We start from the raw sequence: 21,498 nt of genomic DNA on the forward strand, positions 1-21,498 counted from the left end.
TACGGCGCAGCGCCTGCACGTAGCCCTGCAGACGGTAGTGACACAGCGGCATCTCTTCCGGCCCGGCAATGCAGCCAATCCGTTTATGTCCCAGTTCCTGGAGATAGTTCACGGCGTTGAACGCGGCGGTGAGGTTATCGATATGGACCGTCGGCAGCTCCAGCTCGGGCGCAAACTCGTTGGCCATCACCATCGGCGGTAAATTCCGCTGTTCTTCAATACTGGCGTCGAACGGCAGGCGCGAGCCAAGCAGCAGCATACCGTCAATCTGCTTGGTGATAATGAGGTCGATAAAGGTTTTTTCTTGCTGGTTCTGGTGGGCACAGTCGCCAATCAGCACCAGGTAGCCCTGTTCTGCCGCGGTGACTTCAATTCCGCGAATAATCTCGCTGAAGAAGGGGTCGCAGATGTCCGGCACAATCACCAGAATGGTACGCGACTCGTTGCGCTTCACGTTACGCCCCATTGCCTGCGGAAAATAGCCCACTTCCAGCGCAGCCTGCTCCACCCGGTTACGGGTCGCCTGGGAGACTTTATCCGGGTTCATTAATGCGCGGGACACGGTTGCCGTTGAGACTTGTGCTTTCTCGGCAACGTCTTTCATGGTCGCCGCAGCAACCTCTTTCCTGGACTTCAACGTCTTCTCCTCGCCTGAACACCGAACTTCTGACGTCACCATTTTTACAGATAGTTAATGGAATCGGTTACAGAATTTTCATAAAAAGTGTGAGGAGCGTTAAATTTTTCGATCCGCCTTCAGCCTTCGATGGGATCGACATCCAGAACCCACTTCACTTTTCGCGCTTCGGGCAGGGTGTTAATCAGCACCAGCGCGCCGCTGACGATATGCTGAAGACGAACCCGCGAGGGGTGCTGGAGCAAAATTTGCCAGCGAAAACGTCCCCCGCGCTTGGGGGCCAGCGCCGGAACCGGACCTAAAATCCACAGTTGATTATCCACCAGCGGGCTGGCCTGCAGGAGGTTTCTCAGCTGCTGCAGGAAAAGCGGCGCCTGCTGGTTGTTATGGTCTTCCGCGCGGATGATAACGTGGCTGGTCCACGGGGGAAGCTGCATGGTCTGGCGTTCGGCCAGCGCCTGCTCGGCGAAGGCGTCATAGCCTTTATGCAGCAGGGTTTGCAGCAACGGGTGCTCCGGGTGGTGCGTTTGCAGAACGACTTCTCCCTGCTTGCCGGCGCGCCCCGCACGTCCCGCCACCTGGGTATAGAGCTGGGCAAAACGCTCGGCTGAGCGGAAATCGGCAGAGAACAGTGCGCCGTCCACGTCCAGCAGAGCGACCAGCGTCACGTCCGGAAAGTGATGGCCTTTGGCCAGCATCTGGGTGCCAATCAGTATGCGTGCGCCTCCGCGATGCACTTCCGCCAGCTGCTGTTCCAGCGCCCCTTTGCGGCTGGTGGTATCTCTGTCGATACGGGAAATGGGCACATCCGGGAAGAAGGGTGCCAGAGCCTGTTCCAGCTGCTCCGTCCCCAGACCAACCGGCACAATATGCGTAGACCCGCACGACGGGCACTGGCGCGGCACCGGGCGCTGGCTGTCGCAGTGGTGGCAGCGCAAATGACGCTGGGCCTGATGGAAGGTGTAGTAATGGTCACAGCGCGGGCACTCGGCAATCCAGCCGCAGTCGTGGCACAGCAGGGCGGGGGCAAACCCGCGTCGGTTAAGGAACAGAATGACCTGGTTCCCCGCCTGCAAATGCTGGCGCATGCGGGTAATAAGCGCGGGCGCTAACCCTGCCTGCACCTGCTGACCTTTCAGATCCAGCACATGCTGAATGGCCGGCCGGGCATTCCCCGCGCGGCGCGTCAGGCGCAGCATATGGTATTTACGCTGGCGCACGTTGTGCAGCGTTTCGAGCGCAGGCGTGGCGGAGCCGAGAATGATAGGGATTTGCTCGCTGTGGGCGCGATAAACAGCCAGATCGCGGGCATGATAGCGCCAGCCTTCCTGCTGTTTATAGGAGCTGTCGTGCTCTTCATCGATCACGATAACGCCAAGGTTTTTAAACGGCGTAAACAGCGACGAGCGGGTGCCGATCACAATCGCCGCTTCGCCGTTCTTCGCTTTCAGCCAGGCGCTGAGCCGTTCGCTGTCGTTCAGGCCGGAGTGCAGCACTTCAACCGGCGCATTGAAGCGTTCGCGAAAGCGGGCGATGGTTTGCGGCGTCAGGCCAATTTCCGGCACCATCACCAGCGCCTGCTTGCCCTGAGCGAGCACGTTTTCCAGCACGCTCAGGTAGACTTCGGTCTTGCCGGAGCCGGTGACCCCCGCCAGCAGCCAGGCTGAGAAATGGTCGGAGGCGCTATGAATCGCCCCCACGGCGGTGGCCTGCTCGGTATTCAAACGCAGGCGATCCCCTGAGACGGAGAAACTCTCCCGCCAGTCGTGCAGGGCAGGTGCTTCGCTTGCCAGTTCGCTCAGCCCTTTCTTTCTTAAGGCCTGTAGCGCCGTTTTGCTGACCTCGAGCTCATCAACCTGATGACGCCAGATTTTTCCCTGACGCAGGGCCGCCAGCGCCTGCTGCTGTTTCTGCGAGCGCTTCAGGCTGTTGATATCCACCGCCTGGCCCTGCTCGGTCGCAAACCAGTACCACATTGGCGCATGGCTGGCGCTCTTGCCCTGGCGCAGCATGATCGGCAGGGCGTGGAACAGAACGTCGCCAATCGGGTGATGATAATAATCCGCCGCCCACAGCAGCAGTCGCCAGGTGCTGAGGGAGTAAACCGGCTCGTTGTCCAGCACTTCAACAATCGATTTCAGTTCGTTAAGCGGTAATTCGCTTTTATCGCTGACGGAGACGACGATCCCCACACGCTGCTGTTTGCCAAACGGCACGGTCACGCGACAGCCCGCTTTTGCGCTCATGCTGTCAGGCAGCAGGTAGTCAAAGGTGCGGGGAAGCGGAACGGGCAGGGCTACGTGAGCGACGGGCATCGAATCTTCCTGACTTGAAAAGTGGCGCGTTAGTATACACATTAGTGAAAGCGGCGTGCGGATCAGTTTGCATACGTTGGTCAAATTCTGTATGATTCGCCGCCTTTGGTGTACTTTACGCCAAAGAACTTACAATCAACATCGCGTGGTGTCTGGCGTTAGGGCTGGAAGAGCGACGCGGCCTTAACTGAGGTTCTCCCATGAAAAAAGATATTCACCCGAAATACGAAATGATTACTGCAAACTGCTCTTGCGGTAACTCTATCCAGATCCGCTCTACCGTGGGTCACGATCTGAACCTGGACGTGTGCGGCAAATGCCACCCGTTCTACACTGGTAAGCAGCGTGATGTTGCAACCGGTGGCCGTGTTGACCGCTTCAACAAGCGTTTCAGCATCCCGGGCGCTAAATAAGTTTCCCGAAAAAAAGGCACCGCAAGGTGCCTTTTTTGTATCCGCTTCTCAGTATTCCCACGTCTCCGGGTCAATACCCAGTTCACGCATGATCACCTTCGCCTCTTCCGGGATTTCGTCACTACGCTCTTTGCGCAGATCGTCATCGTTCGGCAACGGTTGACCGGTAAACGCATGCAGAAACGCTTCGCACAGCAGTTCGCTGTTGGTTGCGTGGCGCAGGTTGTTCACCTGACGACGCGTACGTTCATCGGTGAGGATCTTCAACACCTTCAGAGGAATGGAAACCGTAATTTTCTTTACTTGCTCACTCTTCTTACCGTGCTCAGCGTATGGGCTGATATATTCGCCGCTCCATTCAGCCATGAGATACCTTTAATCCTCTCAGTCATTTATCTAAAGGTGCAAAACCTGTAACCACCCGTTTTGAACCGCAATCTTGCCTAGTTTACCGTAGAGACGATACCGTGGCACGGATATTGCCGCTGCAGCGTGCACTAAAGCATATAATTTTAACGGCTATTTGCGCATTGCTCAATCTATACGCAAAGAAGTTTAGATGTCCAGATGTATTGACGTCCATACTTTCAGTGTTTACTCTGGTGCCTGACTTTTCACCTCATTCGCCAGGAAGCCCTCACCATGACGCGTAAACAGGCCACTATCGCAGTGCGTAGCGGATTAAATGATGACGAGCAGTACGGCTGCGTTGTCCCGCCCATTCATCTTTCCAGTACCTATAATTTCACCGGATTTAATGAACCCCGCGCGCATGATTACTCGCGTCGTGGCAACCCTACGCGTGACGTGACCCAGCGTGCGCTGGCGGAACTGGAAGGTGGCGCAGGGGCAGTATTAACCAATACCGGGATGTCCGCCATTCATCTGGTCACCACCGTGTTCCTGAAACCGGGCGATCTGCTGGTGGCGCCGCACGATTGCTACGGCGGCAGCTATCGTCTGTTTGATAGCCTGGCGAAACGCGGCTGCTATCGCGTGCTGTTTGTCGATCAAAACGACGAACAGGCGCTGAAACAGGCGCTGGCAGAGAAACCGAAGCTGGTGCTGGTGGAAAGTCCAAGCAATCCATTGTTGCGCGTTGTCGATATTGCGAAAATTTGTCAGCTCGCAAGGGATGCGGGAGCGATAAGTGTAGTGGATAATACCTTCCTCAGTCCGGCCCTTCAGAACCCACTCGCACTGGGTGCCGATCTGGTATTGCATTCATGCACAAAATATCTGAACGGCCATTCTGACGTGGTTGCGGGCGTGGTGATTGCTAAAGATCCTGATGTTGTCACCGAACTGGCATGGTGGGCGAATAACATTGGCGTCACCGCCGGGGCTTTCGACAGTTATCTGCTGTTACGCGGCATTCGCACGCTGTCGCCGCGTATGGACGTGGCGCAGCGCAATGCCCAGGCGATTGTCGATTTCCTGAAAACACAGCCGCTGGTGAAGAAGCTCTATCACCCGTCGCTGCCTGAAAACCAGGGGCATGAGATTGCCGCGCGTCAGCAGAAAGGGTTTGGCGCGATGTTAAGTTTTGAACTGGACGGTGACGAGCAAACGCTGCGTCGCTTCCTGAGCGGGCTGTCATTATTTACGCTGGCGGAATCCTTAGGTGGGGTTGAAAGCTTGATCTCCCACGCCGCGACCATGACGCACGCAGGTATGGCACCCGAAGCACGTGCCGCCGCCGGGATTTCTGAGACGCTACTGAGGATCTCAACCGGTATTGAAGATTCTGAAGATTTAATTGCCGATCTGGAAAATGGCTTCCGGGTCGCAGCCAAGGGGTAATCATGAGTGTGATAGCGCAGGCAGGGGCGAAGGGTCGTCAGCTGCACAAGTTTGGTGGTAGTAGTCTTGCTGATGTGAAATGTTATCTGCGTGTCGCAGGGATCATGACCGAGTATTCGCAGCCGGGGGACATGATGGTTGTCTCTGCGGCAGGCAGCACCACCAACCAGTTGATTAGCTGGCTGAAACTGAGCCAGACCGATCGCCTTTCTGCGCATCAGGTGCAACAGTCCTTACGTCGTTATCAGAGCGAGCTGATTGCCGGCCTGCTGCCTGCGGACGTGGCTGACGGGCTGATCAGCGCCTTTACCCATGACCTTGAGCGTCTGGCTGCGCTGCTCGACAGCGGTATTACCGATGCGGTGTATGCCGAAGTGGTGGGCCATGGTGAAGTGTGGTCCGCGCGTCTGATGGCCGCCGTGCTGCAACATCTGGGGGTGGACGCCGCCTGGCTCGACGCGCGTGATTTCCTGCGCGCCGAACGCGCCGCACAGCCGCAGGTGGATGAAGGCTTGTCCTACCCGCTGCTGCAACAGCTGCTGGTGCAGCACCCGGGCAAACGGATTGTAGTGACTGGCTTTATCAGCCGCAGCAGCGCAGGCGAAACCGTACTGCTTGGCCGTAACGGTTCCGACTACTCGGCAACGCAGATTGGCGCCCTGGCGGGCGTCTCTCGCGTCACCATCTGGAGCGACGTGGCGGGTGTTTACAGCGCGGACCCGCGTAAAGTGAAAGATGCCTGCCTGCTGCCGCTGCTGCGTCTGGATGAAGCCAGCGAGCTGGCCCGTCTGGCCGCACCGGTGCTGCACACCCGTACGCTGCAGCCGGTTTCCGGTAGCGATATCGACCTGCAGCTGCGCTGCAGTTACACCCCGGATCAAGGTTCCACGCGCATTGAGCGCGTGCTGGCGTCCGGTACCGGCGCGCGTATCGTCACCAGCCATGACGACATCTGTCTGATTGAGTTCCAGGTGCCGGCGGGCCAGGACTTCAAACTGGCGCATAAAGAGATCGACCTGGTGTTAAAGCGTGCTCAGGTACGCCCGCTGGCCGTGGGGGTTCACAATGACCGCCAGCTGCTGCAGTTCTGCTACACCGCTGAAGTGGCGGACAGCGCCCTGAAAATCCTCGATGAAGCGGGTCTGCCGGGCGAGCTTCGCCTGCGTCAGGGGCTGGCAATGGTGGCGATGGTGGGGGCGGGCGTCACCCGTAACCCGCTGCACTGCCACCGCTTCTGGCAGCAGCTGAAAGGCCAGCCGGTGGAATTTACCTGGCAGTCGGAAGAGGGCATCAGCCTGGTCGCCGTCCTGCGCAAAGGTCCTACCGAAAGCCTGATTCAGGGCCTGCATACCTCTCTGTTCCGCGCTGAAAAACGCATCGGCCTGGTGTTGTTTGGTAAAGGCAACATCGGTTCCCGCTGGCTGGAGCTGTTTGCCCGCGAGCAGGTCACGCTCTCGGCGCGTACCGGCTTTGAATTCATTCTCGCAGGCGTCGTGGACAGCCGCCGCAGCCTGCTGAACTACGAAGGGCTGGATGCCAGCCGCGCGCTTGCCTTCTTTAATGACGAAGCCGTCGAGCAGGATGAAGAGTCGCTGTTCCTGTGGATGCGCGCGCACCCGTATGACGATCTGGTGGTGCTGGACGTTACCGCCAGTGAACAGCTTGCCGATCAGTATCTTGATTTTGCCAGCCACGGCTTCCACGTTATCAGTGCGAACAAACTGGCAGGGGCAAGCAGTACCGATAAATACCGTCAAATCCACGACGCGTTTGAAAAAACAGGACGCCACTGGCTCTACAACGCCACGGTTGGAGCTGGCCTGCCGGTTAACCACACGGTACGTGACCTGATTGAAAGCGGTGACAGCATTCTGGCGCTGAGCGGTATCTTCTCCGGCACGCTCTCCTGGCTGTTCCTGCAGTTTGACGGCACCGTGCCGTTCACTGACCTGGTGGATCAGGCGTGGCAGCAGGGCTTAACGGAACCCGATCCGCGCGTTGACCTCTCCGGTAAAGACGTCATGCGTAAGCTGGTGATCCTGGCGCGTGAAGCCGGTTATGACATCGAGCCGGATTCCGTCCGCGTCGAGTCACTGGTGCCTGCTGGCTGTGAGGAGGGCTCGGTGGATCATTTCTTTGAGAATGGTGAAGAGCTTAACGAGCAGATGGTACAGCGTCTGGAAGCGGCGAACGAGATGGGGCTGGTGCTGCGTTACGTAGCGCGTTTCGAGGCGAATGGAAAAGCGCGTGTCGGTGTCGAGGCGGTGCGTCCTGAACATCCGCTGGCGGCGCTGCTACCGTGCGATAACGTCTTTGCCATCGAAAGCCGCTGGTACCGCGATAACCCGCTGGTGATCCGCGGTCCTGGCGCGGGGCGTGATGTGACCGCCGGGGCAATCCAGTCCGACATCAATCGTCTGGCTAAGTTACTGTAATCCCCCTCACCCTAACCCTCTCCCCAAAGGGAGAGGGGACTGCCCGGCGCGGTCTTTTCCCCCTCATCATGAATTTCCTTCATCTTCCCTGAGCAAACCTCACCGTTATTGTTGATTATTTATGTTGACGTCCCTGCGCTTTTCCGTCATTTTTACATCTGGACGTCTAAACGTATAGAAGTTCACAACACAACACAACAGACAATGACAAGCGATTGATAGAGGTAAGGTATGAGCTTTTTTCACGCCAACCAGCGGGAAGCACTGAATCAGAGCCTGGCCGAAGTAAACGGCCAGATTAACGTCTCTTTTGAATTTTTCCCGCCGCGCACCAGTGAAATGGAGCAAACCCTGTGGAGCTCTATCGATCGTCTCAGCAGCCTGAAACCGAAGTTTGTCTCGGTGACCTACGGCGCGAACTCCGGTGAGCGTGACCGCACGCACAGCATCATTAAAGGCATTAAAGATCGTACCGGCCTGGAGGCGGCACCGCACCTCACCTGTATTGACGCGACCCGCGACGAACTGCGTGCCATCGCTCAGGACTACTGGAACAACGGCATTCGTCATATCGTCGCCCTGCGTGGCGACCTGCCGCCGGGTAGCGGTAAGCCGGAAATGTATGCGGCGGATCTGGTCGCTCTTCTGAAAGATGTCGCGGACTTTGATATCTCCGTTGCCGCTTATCCTGAAGTACATCCGGAAGCGAAAAGCGCCCAGGCCGATCTGCTTAACCTGAAGCGTAAAGTGGATGCCGGGGCAAACCGTGCCATTACGCAGTTCTTTTTTGATGTGGAAAGCTACCTGCGCTTTCGCGACCGCTGCGTCTCCGCGGGCATCGACGTTGAAATTATCCCGGGTATTTTGCCGGTCTCTAACTTCAAACAGGCGAAGAAGTTTGCCGATATGACCAACGTGCGCATCCCGCTGTGGATGTCCAAAATGTACGAAGGGCTGGACGATGATCCGGAAACCCGCAAGCTGGTGGGTGCCAATATCGCGATGGATATGGTGAAGATCTTAAGCCGCGAAGGGGTGAAAGACTTCCATTTCTATACCCTGAATCGCGCGGAGATGAGCTACGCCATTTGTCATACGCTCGGTGTTCGCCCGGCATAATAAGCATAAAGCCCTCATATCATGAGGGTTTTTTTAGTCGCGTGAAAAGTTAAAAGGTATTAGCTATCGAATCTGTGGATTAATTCAACTATATCTTATTGCTAGTGGTGTATATCGTAACGGTAACACTGTAAAAGGGAGCATAGCGATGAGCACGTCAGACGATTCCAATAAAGCGGCATCAGTCGGCAAATGCCCGTTCCATCAGGGCGGCGTCGATCACAGCGCGGGGGCAGGTACAGGCAGCCGTGACTGGTGGCCAAAACAACTCCGCATCGATCTTCTTAACCAACATTCCAACCGTTCTAACCCTCTGGGTGAAGACTTCGACTATCGCAAAGAATTCAGCAAGCTTGATTACTCTGCCCTGAAAGGCGACCTCAAAGCACTTTTAACCGACTCTCAACCGTGGTGGCCTGCCGACTGGGGCAGCTATGCGGGCCTGTTTATCCGTATGGCCTGGCATGGCGCGGGTACCTATCGCTCCGTTGACGGGCGCGGTGGGGCAGGACGCGGTCAACAGCGCTTTGCGCCACTGAACTCCTGGCCGGATAACGTTAGCCTGGATAAAGCGCGCCGTCTGCTGTGGCCCATCAAGAAAAAATACGGACAAAAAATTTCCTGGGCTGACCTGTTCATCCTCGCGGGTAACGTGGCGCTGGAGAATTCCGGCTTCCGCACCTTTGGTTTTGGTGCCGGGCGTGAAGATGTCTGGGAACCGGATCTGGACGTGAACTGGGGTGATGAAAAAGCCTGGCTGACCCACCGCGATCCGGAAGCGCTGGCGAAGCGCCCTCTGGCTGCCACCGAAATGGGGCTGATTTACGTTAACCCGGAAGGGCCAAACGCCAGTGGCGAACCGCTGTCAGCGGCAGCGGCGATCCGCGCAACCTTCGGCAACATGGGGATGAACGATGAAGAGACCGTCGCGCTGATTGCGGGCGGCCACACCCTCGGTAAAACCCACGGCGCAGGTGAAGCCACCCACGTGGGTACCGACCCGGAAGCCTCACCGATTGAAGCGCAGGGTCTTGGCTGGGCCAGCACGCATGGCACAGGGGTTGGCGCTGACGCCATCACCTCCGGTCTGGAAGTCATCTGGACCCAAACGCCGACCCAGTGGAGCAACTACTTCTTCGAGAACCTGTTCAAATACGAATGGGTACAGACCCGCAGCCCGGCAGGCGCGATTCAGTTTGAAGCCGTGGATGCACCGGAAATTATGCCTGACCCGTTCGACCCGTCGAAAAAACGTAAGCCAACGATGCTGGTTACCGACCTGACGCTGCGTTTTGACCCGGAATTCGAAAAGATTTCTCGCCGTTTCCTGAACGATCCGCAGGCTTTCAACGAAGCCTTCGCGCGCGCGTGGTTCAAACTGACTCACCGCGATATGGGGCCAAAATCGCGTTACCTTGGTCCGGAAGTGCCGAAAGAAGATCTGATCTGGCAGGATCCGCTGCCGGAGGCGGTATTCAATCCGACCAAAGAAGACATTGAAAGCCTGAAGGCGGAAATTGCCGCGTCCGGCCTGTCTGTCAGCGAACTGGTTTCTGTTGCCTGGGCGTCAGCCTCAACCTTCCGCGGTGGCGATAAGCGTGGCGGCGCCAACGGCGCACGTCTGGCGTTGGCCCCGCAGCGTGACTGGGACGTGAACGCCGCAGCGGTTCGCGCACTGCCGGCGCTGGAAGCTATCCAGCGCACCACCAACAAAGCCTCCCTGGCCGATATTATCGTGCTGGCGGGCGTGGTAGGCGTTGAGCAGGCTGCCAAAGCTGCGGGCGTGTATGTCACCGTACCGTTCACGCCGGGCCGCGTGGATGCGCGTCAGGACCAGACGGATATCGAGATGTTTAACCTGCTTGAGCCGATTGCCGATGGCTTCCGCAACTACCGTGCGCAGGTGGATGTGTCCACGACGGAGTCATTGCTGATTGATAAGGCCCAGCAGCTGACACTGACCGCACCGGAGCTGACGGTGCTGATCGGTGGCCTGCGCGTATTGGGTGCAAACTTTGATGGCAGCAAGAACGGCGTGTTCACCAACCGTGAGGGCGTGCTGAGCAATGATTTCTTCGTGAACCTGCTGGACATGAATACCCAGTGGAAGGCGACCGATGAATCCAATGAGCTGTTTGCCGGAAGCGATCGCGCCAGTGGTGAAGTGAAATATACCGCCACCCGCGCCGATCTGGTCTTCGGTTCTAACGCCGTGCTGCGTGCGCTGGCAGAGGTTTACGCCAGTGACGATGCGCATGAGAAGTTTGTCCGCGACTTCGTTGCAGCATGGGCGAGGGTGATGGATCTGGATCGGTTTGACGTGAAGTAACCATGATGCCGGGTGGCGGTTACGCCTACCCGGCTTACGGGCAAAAAAATCCCCGCCGATGCGGGGATTTTTATTCATGCTAGTTACTCCCACTCCTGCAGGAAACGCTGTCCATACTGGTCGGCCACCAGCAGTGCCGCGTAAACCTGATCCGGCGACACGCCGCCCGGCATGTTGTGGATGGTTTCCCCTTCCGCGCAAGACGCTTCGGCAATCAGACGCATTTTGGCCGGAATGTCGTCTTTGATATTCAGCTGCGCCAGCGTAATGGGCAGCCCAACGCTGTGGCAAAGCGCCGCGACGGTCTCTATTTCTTCTACCGGCGCGTTTTCCAGCACCAGCTGCGTCAATGTCCCAAACGCCACTTTTTCACCGTGATAGAAATGATGTGCGTCCGGTACCGCCGTCATACCGTTATGAATAGCGTGTGCCGCCGCCAGACCGCCGCTCTCAAAACCTACACCGCTGAGATAGGTATTGGCTTCGATAATGCGTTCCAGCGCCGGTGTGACCACATGCTGTTCTGCGGCCAGCATCGCTTTTTCACCTTCTTCAACCAGCGTGTTGTAGCACAGCTCGGCGAGCGCCAGTGCCGCCTGGGTACATTTACCGCCGGACATCGTGGTCGCGCCGCTGCGTGAGCAGGCGCGTGCTTCAAACCAGGTCGCCAGCGCATCGCCAATCCCGGCGGCCAGCAGACGCGCAGGCGCACCCGCAACCACTTTCGTATCCACAATCACCATGTTCGGGTTGTGCGGCAGCATCAGGTAGCGATCGAACTCGCCGCTGTCGGTGTAAATGACGGAGAGGGCGCTGCACGGCGCATCGGTGGAAGCGATAGTCGGCGCAATCGCAACGGGCACGTCCATAAAGTGAGCCAGCGCCTTGGCGGTATCCAGCGTTTTACCACCACCGATACCCAGCACCGCCATACAGTCGGCACTGTCAGCGAGTTTTTTCAGACGATCGATTTCATTTTGTGAACATTCGCCGCCAAAGGGTGCGATTTCGGCATGCAGCTCTGCTTTTTTAAAGCTTTGTCGCAAGGTCTCTTCGGCAAATCCCAGTACAAATTTATCACCGACGACCAGCCAGCGCTGTGCCAGAGGTTTCAGATAGTCGCCGAGACGGGTCAGCACATCCGCGCCCTGGATATATTTCCCCGGCGATTGAATGATACGGTCCATAACAATTCTCCCTTAGAGGTTGAGGTTACCAAACGCGTTTTTCCAGTCCTGCTCGAACTTCTCTATGGCTGACTCTACCGCCGGGGTGCCGAGCATGTGTTGCGCTACATCTAAAGGAAGCGTGATTGCCTCACATCCCGCGAGCAGACAGTCCAGCGCCTGACGCGGCGTTTTGAAACTGGCGGCCAGCACGTTGCTCTCCGGTGCGTGCAGCTCCAGCAGGGTTTGCAGCTCCTGGACCATGCGGATGCCGTCACCGCCCTGCGCGTCGACGCGGTTGACATACGGCGCGACATACTTTGCCCCTGCCAGCGCAGCGAGCAAGCCCTGGGCTGCGCTGTACACGGCGGTGCCCAGGGTGGTGATGCCCTCTTTTTTCAGCGCCTTAATCGCGATAAGCCCCTGTTCGGTCACCGGGATTTTCACCACGATACCCGGAATGGCGTTACTCAGACGTTTGGCTTCCGCCACCATGCCTTCTGCCTCGCGGTTCAGGATCTGCGCAAACAGCGTGCCTTCCGGCCCGATGGCGTTTTGCAGGCGTGGCAGTACATCCCAGAGGGATTCACGGCTGGCGGCAATAATGCTCGGGTTGGTGGTGACGCCCGCGATGGGAAAAATGCGCGCCAGGCGTTCTACTTCCGCCACGTTGGCGGTATCCAGGTACAGTTCCATTATTTTTCCTTAAGTCAGAAAGGTTGATGACAGGATAAAGCGGGGCTGCAGACTGGAGATACAGGTCAATTTTGCCAAATACTGGACAAATGTAATGTGCTTAACGAAGTGAGAAGCCGATCACAATGCTAGTTTTTGGCCGTCAACTGGCTGTGATACTGGCGGCGATATTCAGAAGGGGAACGTTCGGTGTGTTTGCGAAAGAGACGGCAGAAATAGTTGCTGTCCATAAATCCGCAGCGCGCTGCAATATCCTTGATTTTTAAATCGTATCCCTTGAGCAGCTGGCGCGCGTGTTCCAGACGCGTTTGTGTCAGGTATTCATTGAACCCGACGTTCCCGGTCTTCTGAAAAAGATGGGAAAGATAGTTGGGGGAAATATAAAACGCCTCGGCAACGGAATCTCGGGTCAGCGCTGAGGCATGATGTTCGTCAATAAAGAGACGAATGGCTTCAAAGAGCGCGCGGCTGCGGCTATCAGTGTGGATCTCGCTGCCAAGCAGATCGCGGCAGTGGCTGAGCAGACTTAACACCACCAGCCTGGCCGTGTCCTGCTCAGTCGGCTGCATGTGCAGCTCATTGAGCGTTTGCAGGAGAAACGCGCCCGTTCTGGGACCTCGTCTGGCAACCTGCTGCTGTTGTAAAAGGGCATTACCCCGGTGGAGCTGAAGCGTCAGCTGCTGTTTACCGAAGCTTATTCTGAGAGAGTTTGAAGAATGAAGCGGAACATACCCGGATGCGGAAAAGCATACCTCGCAGCGGGTTTCCAGGCTAACTGAGAGACAAGGTGATGTTCGGATATGCTTCCCGGGAGGCGCGACAAAGTGCACCTGATACAGGGGTAATGTGCCGTTAATCAGATCCGTCAGGATGTGCGTGATATCGTGGTACATGAGGTGGGAACCGGGATATTGCCGGGTGGCGCTAACGCTTTCCCGGCCTACGTGTCGTAGGCCCGTGCAAGCGTAGCGCCGCCGGCATAAAGCATTAGCCGGTGTTACGCATACCCGCCGCAACACCCGCAATCGTCACCATCAGCGCCTGTTCAACGCGTGGATCTGGCTCTTTCCCTTCCACTTCTGCCAGACGGGAACGGTGCAGCAGTTCTGCCTGCAGGACGTTCAGCGGGTCGGTGTAGATGTTACGCAGCTGAATAGACTCGGCAATCCACGGCAGGTCCGCCATCAGGTGTGAGTCGTTGGCGATATCCAGCACCACTTTAATGTCGCCTTCCAGCAGTTCGCGCAGTTCTTTGCCCAGCGCCCACAGTTCAGGTTTCACCAGACGCTGATCGTAGTATTCCGCCAGCCACAGGTCCGCTTTCGAGAAGACCATCTCCAGCATACCCAGACGGGTCGAGAAGAACGGCCAGTCGCGGCACATGGTTTCCAGCTCGCTCTGTTTGCCATCTTCCACCACTTTTTGCAGCGCGGCACCGGCACCCAGCCAGGCGGGCAGCATCAGACGGTTCTGCGTCCAGGCGAAGATCCACGGAATCGCACGCAGGGACTCTACGCCACCGGTCGGGCGACGCTTGGCAGGACGTGAACCCAGCGGCAGTTTACCCAGCTCCTGCTCTGGTGTAGCTGAGCGGAAGTAAGGGACGAAATCTTTGTTTTCACGCACGTAGCCACGGTACAAATCGCAGGAAATGTCTGACAGCTCGTCCATGATATGGCACCAGGAGGCTTTTGGCTCCGGCGGTGGCAGCAGGTTTGCTTCCAGAATGGCACTGGTATAAAGCGACAGACTACTGATGGTCACTTCCGGCAGGCCGTATTTGAAGCGGATCATCTCACCCTGCTCGGTCACGCGCAGGCCGCCTTTCAGGCTTCCCGGCGGCTGCGATAACAGTGCCGCATGCGCAGGCGCGCCACCGCGGCCAATGGAACCACCGCGTCCGTGGAAGAGGGTCAACTCAATACCGGCTTTCTCGCAGGTTTTGATCAGCGCATCCTGCGCCTGATACTGCGCCCAGGATGCGGCCATCACGCCCGCATCTTTTGCGGAGTCGGAATAGCCAATCATTACCATCTGTTTGCCCTGAATGAAGCCGCGATACCAGTCGATATTCAGCAACTGGGTCATGACATCGTTGGCATTGTTCAGGTCGTCGAGGGTTTCAAACAGCGGAGCGACCGGCATGGCATAGTCGATACCGGCTTCTTTCAACAGAAGGTGAACGGCCAGCACGTCGGACGGCGTTTTCGCCATGGAGATCACATAGGCGGCCACCGATCCTTTCGGCGCATCCACGATCGCTTTACAGGTGTTGAGCACTTCGCGGGTTTCGTTGCTTGGCTCCCAGTTGCGCGGCAGCAGAGGGCGCTTCGAGTTCAGTTCGCGGATCAGGAAGGCCTGTTTGTCGGCTTCGGACCAGCTTTCATAGTCGCCGATACCGAGATAGCGGGTCAGCTCGCCCAGGGCTTCGGTATGGCGGGTACTCTCCTGACGCACGTCGATACGCACCAGCGGCACGCCAAAACACTTCACGCGACGCAGGGTATCGAGCAGTTCGCCGTTGGCGATGATGCCCATTCCACAGGCCTGCAGTGATTTATAACAGGCGTAGAGAGGCTCCCAGAGCTGCTCGTTCTGGCTCAGCAGACCTTCCGGCTTCGGCAGGCGCTGGCCTTTCAGGCGCGCTTCCAGCCAGACCTGGGTGGCCATCAGCTGACTGCGCAGTTTTTTCATCAGGAAACGGTACGGTTCGCTGGCGCCTTCTTCTCCGGCCAGCGCGCGCAGTTCCGGCGTCGCTTCAACCATCGACAGTTCGGAGATCAGCACCTGAATATCTTTCAGGAACAGGTCGGTCGCTTTCCAGCGGCTTAGCAGCAGGACGTGACGGGTAATTTCCGCGGTGACGTTCGGGTTACCGTCGCGGTCACCGCCCATCCAGGAGGTGAAACGGACCGGAACAAAGTCGACCGGCAGGCGGTAGCCCAGGTTCTCTTCCAGCTGCTCGTTCAGCTCGCGCAGATAGTTAGGTACCCCTTCCCACAGGCTGTTTTCCACCACCGCAAAGCCCCATTTGGCTTCGTCGACCGGGCTTGGGCGGTGCTTGCGAATTTCATCGGTGTGCCAGGACTGGGCAATCAGCTGGCGCAGACGGCGCATCAGCTGGTTACGTTCGTAGTCGGCAATGTCTTTATTATCCAACTGCTTGAGGCAGTTATTCACTTCCACCATTTTGTGGATCAGGGTGCGACGGGTGATCTCGGTTGGGTGGGCGGTCAGCACCAGCTCCAGCGAAAGCGACTCTACCGCTTTTTTGATGGTGGCTTCGTTAAGATCTGGCTGCTCTTTCAGTTTACGAAGGGTGCGGGCAATGACTTCCGGGTTGCTGGCCGCTTCGCCGTTTGGCGAAATGCTGTGGTATTGCTCAGCGGTGTTTGCCAGGTTCAGGAACTGGCTGAATGCGCGTGCAACGGGCAGTAGCTCATCGTTAGAGAGGTTCTGCAATGTGGTTAACAGCTCCTGACGACTGGCTTCGTTACCGGCACGGGAAGCTTTAGACAGCTTGCGGATGGTTTCAACGCGGTCGAGGATGTTCTCCCCCAACGCATCTTTGATGGTATCTCCAAGCACTTTGCCGAGCATACTGACATTACTACGCAACGCGGAATATTGTTCGTTCATAAAAACCCAGTCACCCCATCATTTTTGTTTATGCCCAGACGAAACGCATCCGGGCATTATTTTGTCATCTCCCTTTATAAAGCCACGTAAAACCCCCGTCGTCAATTGCTGCGAAAACGGTTCAGCAAACGAATAAATGCGGGTAATTTACGAAATTTAATTCGCATTGCGTCAGATAAGAGATGCTTATGGGAATGTGACGGAGATCATGCGATTTGTTGCCCTCACCCTAACCCTCTCCCACAGGGAGAGGGGACTCTTCGGTGCGGTTTTAATGCCAGCAGAAGTGATGTACAACCTGGGTGATCAGCTCGCGAGTAGGCTTGATAAAGCGGGTTTCCAGATATTCGTCCGGCTGGTGCGCCTGGTTGATGGAGCCAGGGCCGAGTACCAGCGTCGGGCACAGGGTCTGAATAAACGGCGCTTCGGTGCAGTAGTTCACCACGTCGGTTTTTTCACCGAGCAATTTTTCTACCACTTCGACCAGCTGATGATCCGGCGGGCACTCATAACCCGGGATCGGCGGATGCAGTTCGGAGACCGTCAGGCGGCCCGGCCAGCGCTCGCTGACCGGGGCCAGCGCTTCATTCAGCAAGCCGTCGAGATCGCTCAGCGTCATGCCTGGCAGCGGGCGGATATCCATATGCAGTTCACAGCAGGCGCAGATACGGTTGGAGGCATCGCCGCCGTGCAGGCTGCCGAGGTTCAGGGTCGGATACGGCACGGTGAACGCATCGTAGTGATAGCGCTCTTTCAGATCGTCGCGCAGGGTCATGATGCGCCCGATGGCGTCATGCATCAGCTCAATGGCGTTGACGCCGCGCGCCGGATCGCTGGAGTGACCGGACTGGCCCAGGACACGCACTGCGGTAGAGATATGGCCTTTATGCGCACGGATTGGCTGCAGCGAGGTTGGCTCACCGATGATCGCGCAATCCGGGCGAATCGACGTGTTTTCCGAGAAGTAGCGTGCGCCCGCCATGCTGGTCTCTTCATCGGCGGTAGCCAGGATGTAGAGCGGCTTTTTCAGTTTTGTCACGTCCACGTCACGCAGCGCGTCGAGGATAAAGGCGAAGAAGCCTTTCATGTCGGCCGTGCCCAGCCCGTAGAGTTTGTTGTCATGCTCGGTCAGGGTAAACGGGTCGCGGGTCCAGCGGCCATCATCAAACGGCACGGTGTCGGTATGACCCGCAAGTAGCAGGCCGCCTGCGCCGGTTCCGGTGCTGGCGAGCAGGTTAAATTTGTGGCGGGTTCCGGGAACGGGCTGAACCTCAACGTTAAAGCCAAGATCGCTGAACCAACCCGCCAGCAGATTGATTAAAGACGCATTGCTCTGATCCAGTGCTTCTTCCGTTGCGCTGATGGACGGTGTGGCAATCAGGGCGCGGTAAATCTCGATAAATGGTGGTAAGTTCATTTTCATTGTTGACACACCTTAGGTCGTGATAGTATCAATATTCATGCAATAAATGTGAATAAAAATACATTATCGTTGAGCATAAAGGAACCCGATGTTGAATACGCTGATTGTAGGCGCTAGCGGTTATGCGGGCGCAGAGCTTGTAAGCTACGTAAATCGTCACCCTCATATGACCATAACCGCTTTGACTGTGTCAGCGCAAAGCAATGATGCGGGAAAGTTAATTTCCGATTTGCATCCGCAACTTAAGGGCATGGTTGATCTGCCTTTGCAGCCCATGTCTGACATCAGCGAGTTCACCGACGGCGTCGACGTCGTGTTTTTAGCCACCGCGCATGAGGTCAGCCACGACCTGGCGCCGCAGTTCCTGGCGGCCGGCTGCGTGGTGTTTGACCTCTCCGGCGCGTTCCGTGTTAACGACGGCGCGTTTTACGAAAAATATTACGGCTTCACTCACCAGCATCCGGATCTGCTTGAAAAAGCGGTGTATGGCCTGGCGGAGTGGAGCGCAGACAAGCTGAAAGAAGCGGATCTGATTGCCGTTCCGGGTTGCTACCCGACGGCGGCGCAGCTCTCTTTGAAACCGCTGATCGACGCCGGGCTGCTCGATCTGAACCAGTGGCCGGTGATCAACGCCACCAGCGGCGTGAGCGGAGCCGGGCGCAAGGCCGCTATCTCCAACAGCTTCTGCGAAGTGAGCCTTCAGCCGTATGGCGTGTTTAATCACCGCCATCACCCTGAAATCACCACGCATTTGGGCGCGGAGGTGATTTTCACGCCGCATCTGGGCAGCTTCCCGCGTGGGATCCTCGAAACCATTACCTGCCGCCTGAAACCGGGTGTGACCAGCGAACAGGTGAAGGCGGTCTTCACGCAGGCGTATGCAGATAAACCGCTGGTGCGTCTGTATGACAAAGGCGTGCCGGCGCTGAAAAATGTGGTCGGTCTGCCGTTCTGCGATATCGGTTTTGCCGTTCAGGGCGAGCATCTGATCGTGGTGGCCGCAGAAGACAACTTACTCAAAGGCGCTGCCGCTCAGGCAATGCAATGTGCAAATATTCGTTTCGGTTTCCCGGAAACGCAGGCTCTTATTTAAGGTGTGATGATGAACCCATTAATTATCAAACTCGGTGGTGTACTGCTGGACAGCGAAGAAGCGCTGGAGCGTCTTTTTACCGCGCTGGTTAACTATCGCGAATCACACCAACGTCCGCTGGTGATTGTGCACGGCGGCGGCTGCGTGGTAGATGAGCTGATGAAAGGGCTCAACCTGCCGGTGAAAAAGAAAAATGGTCTGCGGGTGACGCCTGCCGATCAGATTGACATCATCACCGGTGCGCTGGCGGGTACGGCGAACAAAACGCTGCTCTCCTGGGCGAAGAAACACCATATTGCGTCCGTTGGCCTCTATCTGGGCGATGGCGATAGCGTAAAAGTGACCCAGCTCGACGAAGAGCTCGGCCATGTTGGACTGGCGCAGCCAGGTTCGCCTAAGCTGATAAACACGCTGCTGGAAGGCGGTTTCCTGCCGGTGGTGAGCTCTATCGGCGTGACCGAAGAGGGCGCGCTGATGAACGTGAATGCGGACCAGGCGGCAACCGCGCTGGCCGCGACGCTGGGCGCGGATCTGATCCTGCTCTCCGACGTGAGCGGTATTCTGGACGGCAAAGGCCAGCGCATCGCGGAAATGACTGCGGCAAAAGCCGAACAGCTGATCGCCCAGGGCATTATTACCGACGGGATGATCGTCAAAGTCAATGCGGCGCTGGATGCCGCACGCACGCTCGGTCGTCCGGTGGATATCGCCTCCTGGCGTCATGCGGAGCAGCTTCCGGCACTGTTTAACGGCACGCCGATTGGCACACGTATTTTAGCGTAAGTTTTTAATGAATGACCGTAGGCCGGGTAAGCGTAGCGCCACCCGGCGGAACTAACGAATAAAGGAACGATGTTATGGCACTTTGGGGTGGGCGTTTTACACAGGCAGCGGATCAGCGGTTCAAACAGTTCAACGACTCTTTGCGCTTCGACTACCGCCTGGCCGAACAGGATATCGTCGGCTCTGTGGCCTGGTCCAAAGCGCTGGTAACGGTGGGCGTACTGAGCGCAGAGGAACAGCTGCAGCTGGAAGAGGCGCTCAACAATCTGCTGGAAGAAGTGCGTCTGGATCCGCAGCAAATCCTGCAGAGTGATGCCGAAGATATTCATAGCTGGGTGGAAGGCAAGCTGATCGACAAAGTCGGCCAGCTGGGTAAAAAGCTTCACACTGGCCGGAGCCGTAACGACCAGGTCGCCACCGACCTGAAGCTGTGGTGTAAAGATACCGTTGGCGAACTGCTGGCGGCCAACCGTCAACTGCAGAGCGCGCTGGTGGAGACCGCACAGAACAACCAGGATGCGGTGATGCCGGGTTATACCCATCTGCAGCGCGCGCAGCCGGTGACCTTTGCGCACTGGTGTCTGGCCTATGTTGAGATGCTGGCGCGCGATGAAAGCCGTCTGCAGGATACCCTGAAACGTCTGGACGTCAGCCCGCTGGGCAGCGGCGCGCTGGCCGGTACGGCGTATGAAATCGACCGTGAACAGCTGGCAGGCTGGCTGGGCTTTGCCTCTGCTACCCGCAACAGCCTGGATAGCGTCTCCGATCGTGACCACGTGCTGGAACTGCTCTCTGACGCGTCTATCGGTATGGTGCACCTGTCGCGCTTTGCGGAAGACCTGATCTTCTTTAACTCTGGCGAAGCGGGCTTCGTCGAGCTGTCTGACCGTGTGACGTCTGGCTCTTCGCTGATGCCGCAGAAGAAAAACCCGGATGCGCTGGAGCTGATCCGCGGTAAGTGTGGCCGTGTACAGGGTGCGCTGACCGGCATGATGATGACCCTGAAAGGGCTCCCGCTGGCGTACAACAAAGATATGCAGGAAGACAAAGAAGGGCTGTTCGACGCACTCGACACCTGGCTGGACTGTCTGCATATGGGCGCGCTGGTGCTGGACGGCATTCAGGTGAAGCGTCCACGCTGCCAGGAAGCGGCCCAGCAGGGCTACGCGAATGCGACTGAACTGGCGGATTATCTGGTAGCGAAAGGCGTACCGTTCCGTGAAGCGCACCATATTGTCGGTGAAGCGGTGGTGGAAGCGATTCGTCAGGGGAAACCGCTGGAAGAACTGGCCCTTGCTGACCTGCAGAAATTCAGCGCGGCGATCGGGGATGATGTGTATCCGATTCTTTCGCTGCAGTCCTGCCTGGATAAGCGTGCGGCGAAAGGCGGCGTGTCGCCGAAGCAGGTGGCGCAGGCGATAGCGGATGCGAAAAACCGGTTGGTTTGATTTGTGCGGGCTGGTGCCCTCACCCCGGCCCTCTCCCACAGGGAGAGGGCGCAAACACTAAAAATGGCAACTTCGGTTGCCATTTTGCTTTTATCCCCAGGCTTTTTTGCGCAAAAAAAAAGCGGACCACGGGGTCCGCAAAAGTTCACGTTGGCTTTAGTTGTTCGAGTTTTGGGAGAAACCCGATGACGGGGCGGGG

Annotated in this window: 16 protein-coding genes; 8 read left to right on the forward strand and 8 right to left on the reverse strand. The window is 57.3% G+C overall.

The window, feature by feature from the left end; genetic code table 11:
* On the reverse strand, nucleotides 1-637 hold a 637-nt coding region (cytR, locus tag LDK53_RS02410; protein ID WP_225283972.1), incomplete at its 3' end, for a DNA-binding transcriptional regulator CytR.
* A gap of 119 nt (nucleotides 638-756) precedes the next feature.
* The gene (gene priA, locus LDK53_RS02415; protein ID WP_225283974.1) at nucleotides 757-2,952 is read right to left on the reverse strand and encodes a primosomal protein N'; all 2,196 of its coding nucleotides are present in this window, start codon (nucleotides 2,950-2,952) and stop codon (nucleotides 757-759) included.
* A gap of 200 nt (nucleotides 2,953-3,152) precedes the next feature.
* On the opposite strand from priA, the gene rpmE reads away from it, so the two are divergent.
* Complete coding sequence (gene rpmE / locus LDK53_RS02420) at nucleotides 3,153-3,365, forward strand: 50S ribosomal protein L31 (protein WP_003862040.1); 213 nt, start codon at nucleotides 3,153-3,155, stop codon at nucleotides 3,363-3,365.
* Between the two features lie 48 nt (nucleotides 3,366-3,413).
* Here rpmE and metJ read toward each other — a convergent pair whose 3' ends face one another.
* On the reverse strand, nucleotides 3,414-3,731 hold the full coding sequence (gene metJ / locus LDK53_RS02425) for a met regulon transcriptional regulator MetJ (protein ID WP_003862042.1): 318 nt from the start codon (nucleotides 3,729-3,731) through the stop codon (nucleotides 3,414-3,416).
* A gap of 276 nt (nucleotides 3,732-4,007) precedes the next feature.
* On the opposite strand from metJ, the gene metB reads away from it, so the two are divergent.
* The 4 genes from metB (at nucleotide 4,008) to katG (ending at nucleotide 11,051) form a co-directional block, all read left to right on the forward strand.
* Entirely contained in the window at nucleotides 4,008-5,168 is a 1,161-nt protein-coding gene (gene metB / locus LDK53_RS02430) for a cystathionine gamma-synthase (protein WP_021242813.1), read from the forward strand.
* Nucleotides 5,169-5,170: 2 nt separating this feature from the next.
* Nucleotides 5,171-7,603 (forward strand): bifunctional aspartate kinase/homoserine dehydrogenase II, encoded by a 2,433-nt coding sequence (locus tag LDK53_RS02435; protein ID WP_047959715.1) that lies wholly within the window; start codon nucleotides 5,171-5,173, stop codon nucleotides 7,601-7,603.
* A gap of 231 nt (nucleotides 7,604-7,834) precedes the next feature.
* A complete protein-coding gene (metF, locus tag LDK53_RS02440; RefSeq protein ID WP_023331596.1) occupies nucleotides 7,835-8,722 on the forward strand; it encodes a methylenetetrahydrofolate reductase in 888 nt (295 codons plus the stop codon).
* Nucleotides 8,723-8,870: 148 nt separating this feature from the next.
* A complete protein-coding gene (katG, locus tag LDK53_RS02445; RefSeq protein ID WP_225283976.1) occupies nucleotides 8,871-11,051 on the forward strand; it encodes a catalase/peroxidase HPI in 2,181 nt (726 codons plus the stop codon).
* A gap of 83 nt (nucleotides 11,052-11,134) precedes the next feature.
* Here the strand turns inward: katG and gldA are convergent, their stop codons facing one another.
* From gldA to argE, 5 genes are all read right to left on the reverse strand, one after another.
* Complete coding sequence (gldA, locus tag LDK53_RS02450) at nucleotides 11,135-12,238, reverse strand: bifunctional L-1,2-propanediol dehydrogenase/glycerol dehydrogenase (protein WP_059386302.1); 1,104 nt, start codon at nucleotides 12,236-12,238, stop codon at nucleotides 11,135-11,137.
* 12 nt (nucleotides 12,239-12,250) lie between these two features.
* Entirely contained in the window at nucleotides 12,251-12,913 is a 663-nt protein-coding gene (gene fsa, locus LDK53_RS02455; RefSeq protein ID WP_225283978.1) for a fructose-6-phosphate aldolase, read from the reverse strand.
* Nucleotides 12,914-13,041: 128 nt separating this feature from the next.
* On the reverse strand, nucleotides 13,042-13,806 hold the full coding sequence (locus LDK53_RS02460; RefSeq protein WP_155031868.1) for a helix-turn-helix transcriptional regulator: 765 nt from the start codon (nucleotides 13,804-13,806) through the stop codon (nucleotides 13,042-13,044).
* 94 nt (nucleotides 13,807-13,900) lie between these two features.
* Complete coding sequence (ppc, locus tag LDK53_RS02465; protein WP_225283980.1) at nucleotides 13,901-16,552, reverse strand: phosphoenolpyruvate carboxylase; 2,652 nt, start codon at nucleotides 16,550-16,552, stop codon at nucleotides 13,901-13,903.
* Between the two features lie 271 nt (nucleotides 16,553-16,823).
* Nucleotides 16,824-17,975, reverse strand: a complete 1,152-nt coding sequence (gene argE / locus LDK53_RS02470) for an acetylornithine deacetylase (protein WP_025758843.1) — start codon at nucleotides 17,973-17,975, stop codon at nucleotides 16,824-16,826.
* An 88-nt stretch (nucleotides 17,976-18,063) separates the two neighbouring features.
* Between argE and argC the strand changes: the two genes are divergently transcribed.
* From argC to argH, 3 genes are all read left to right on the forward strand, one after another.
* Nucleotides 18,064-19,068 carry an N-acetyl-gamma-glutamyl-phosphate reductase gene (argC, locus tag LDK53_RS02475; protein WP_225283983.1) on the forward strand — a complete coding sequence of 335 codons (1,005 nt, stop codon included), beginning with the start codon at nucleotides 18,064-18,066 and terminating at the stop codon, nucleotides 19,066-19,068.
* A gap of 6 nt (nucleotides 19,069-19,074) precedes the next feature.
* A complete protein-coding gene (gene argB, locus LDK53_RS02480) occupies nucleotides 19,075-19,851 on the forward strand; it encodes an acetylglutamate kinase (RefSeq protein ID WP_094919457.1) in 777 nt (258 codons plus the stop codon).
* 74 nt (nucleotides 19,852-19,925) lie between these two features.
* Entirely contained in the window at nucleotides 19,926-21,299 is a 1,374-nt protein-coding gene (gene argH / locus LDK53_RS02485; protein WP_047959709.1) for an argininosuccinate lyase, read from the forward strand.
* Nucleotides 21,300-21,498 lie beyond the last annotated feature (199 nt).

This window comes from Enterobacter sp. K16B (genome assembly GCF_020216105.1).
GTDB lineage: Bacteria > Pseudomonadota > Gammaproteobacteria > Enterobacterales > Enterobacteriaceae > Enterobacter > Enterobacter sichuanensis.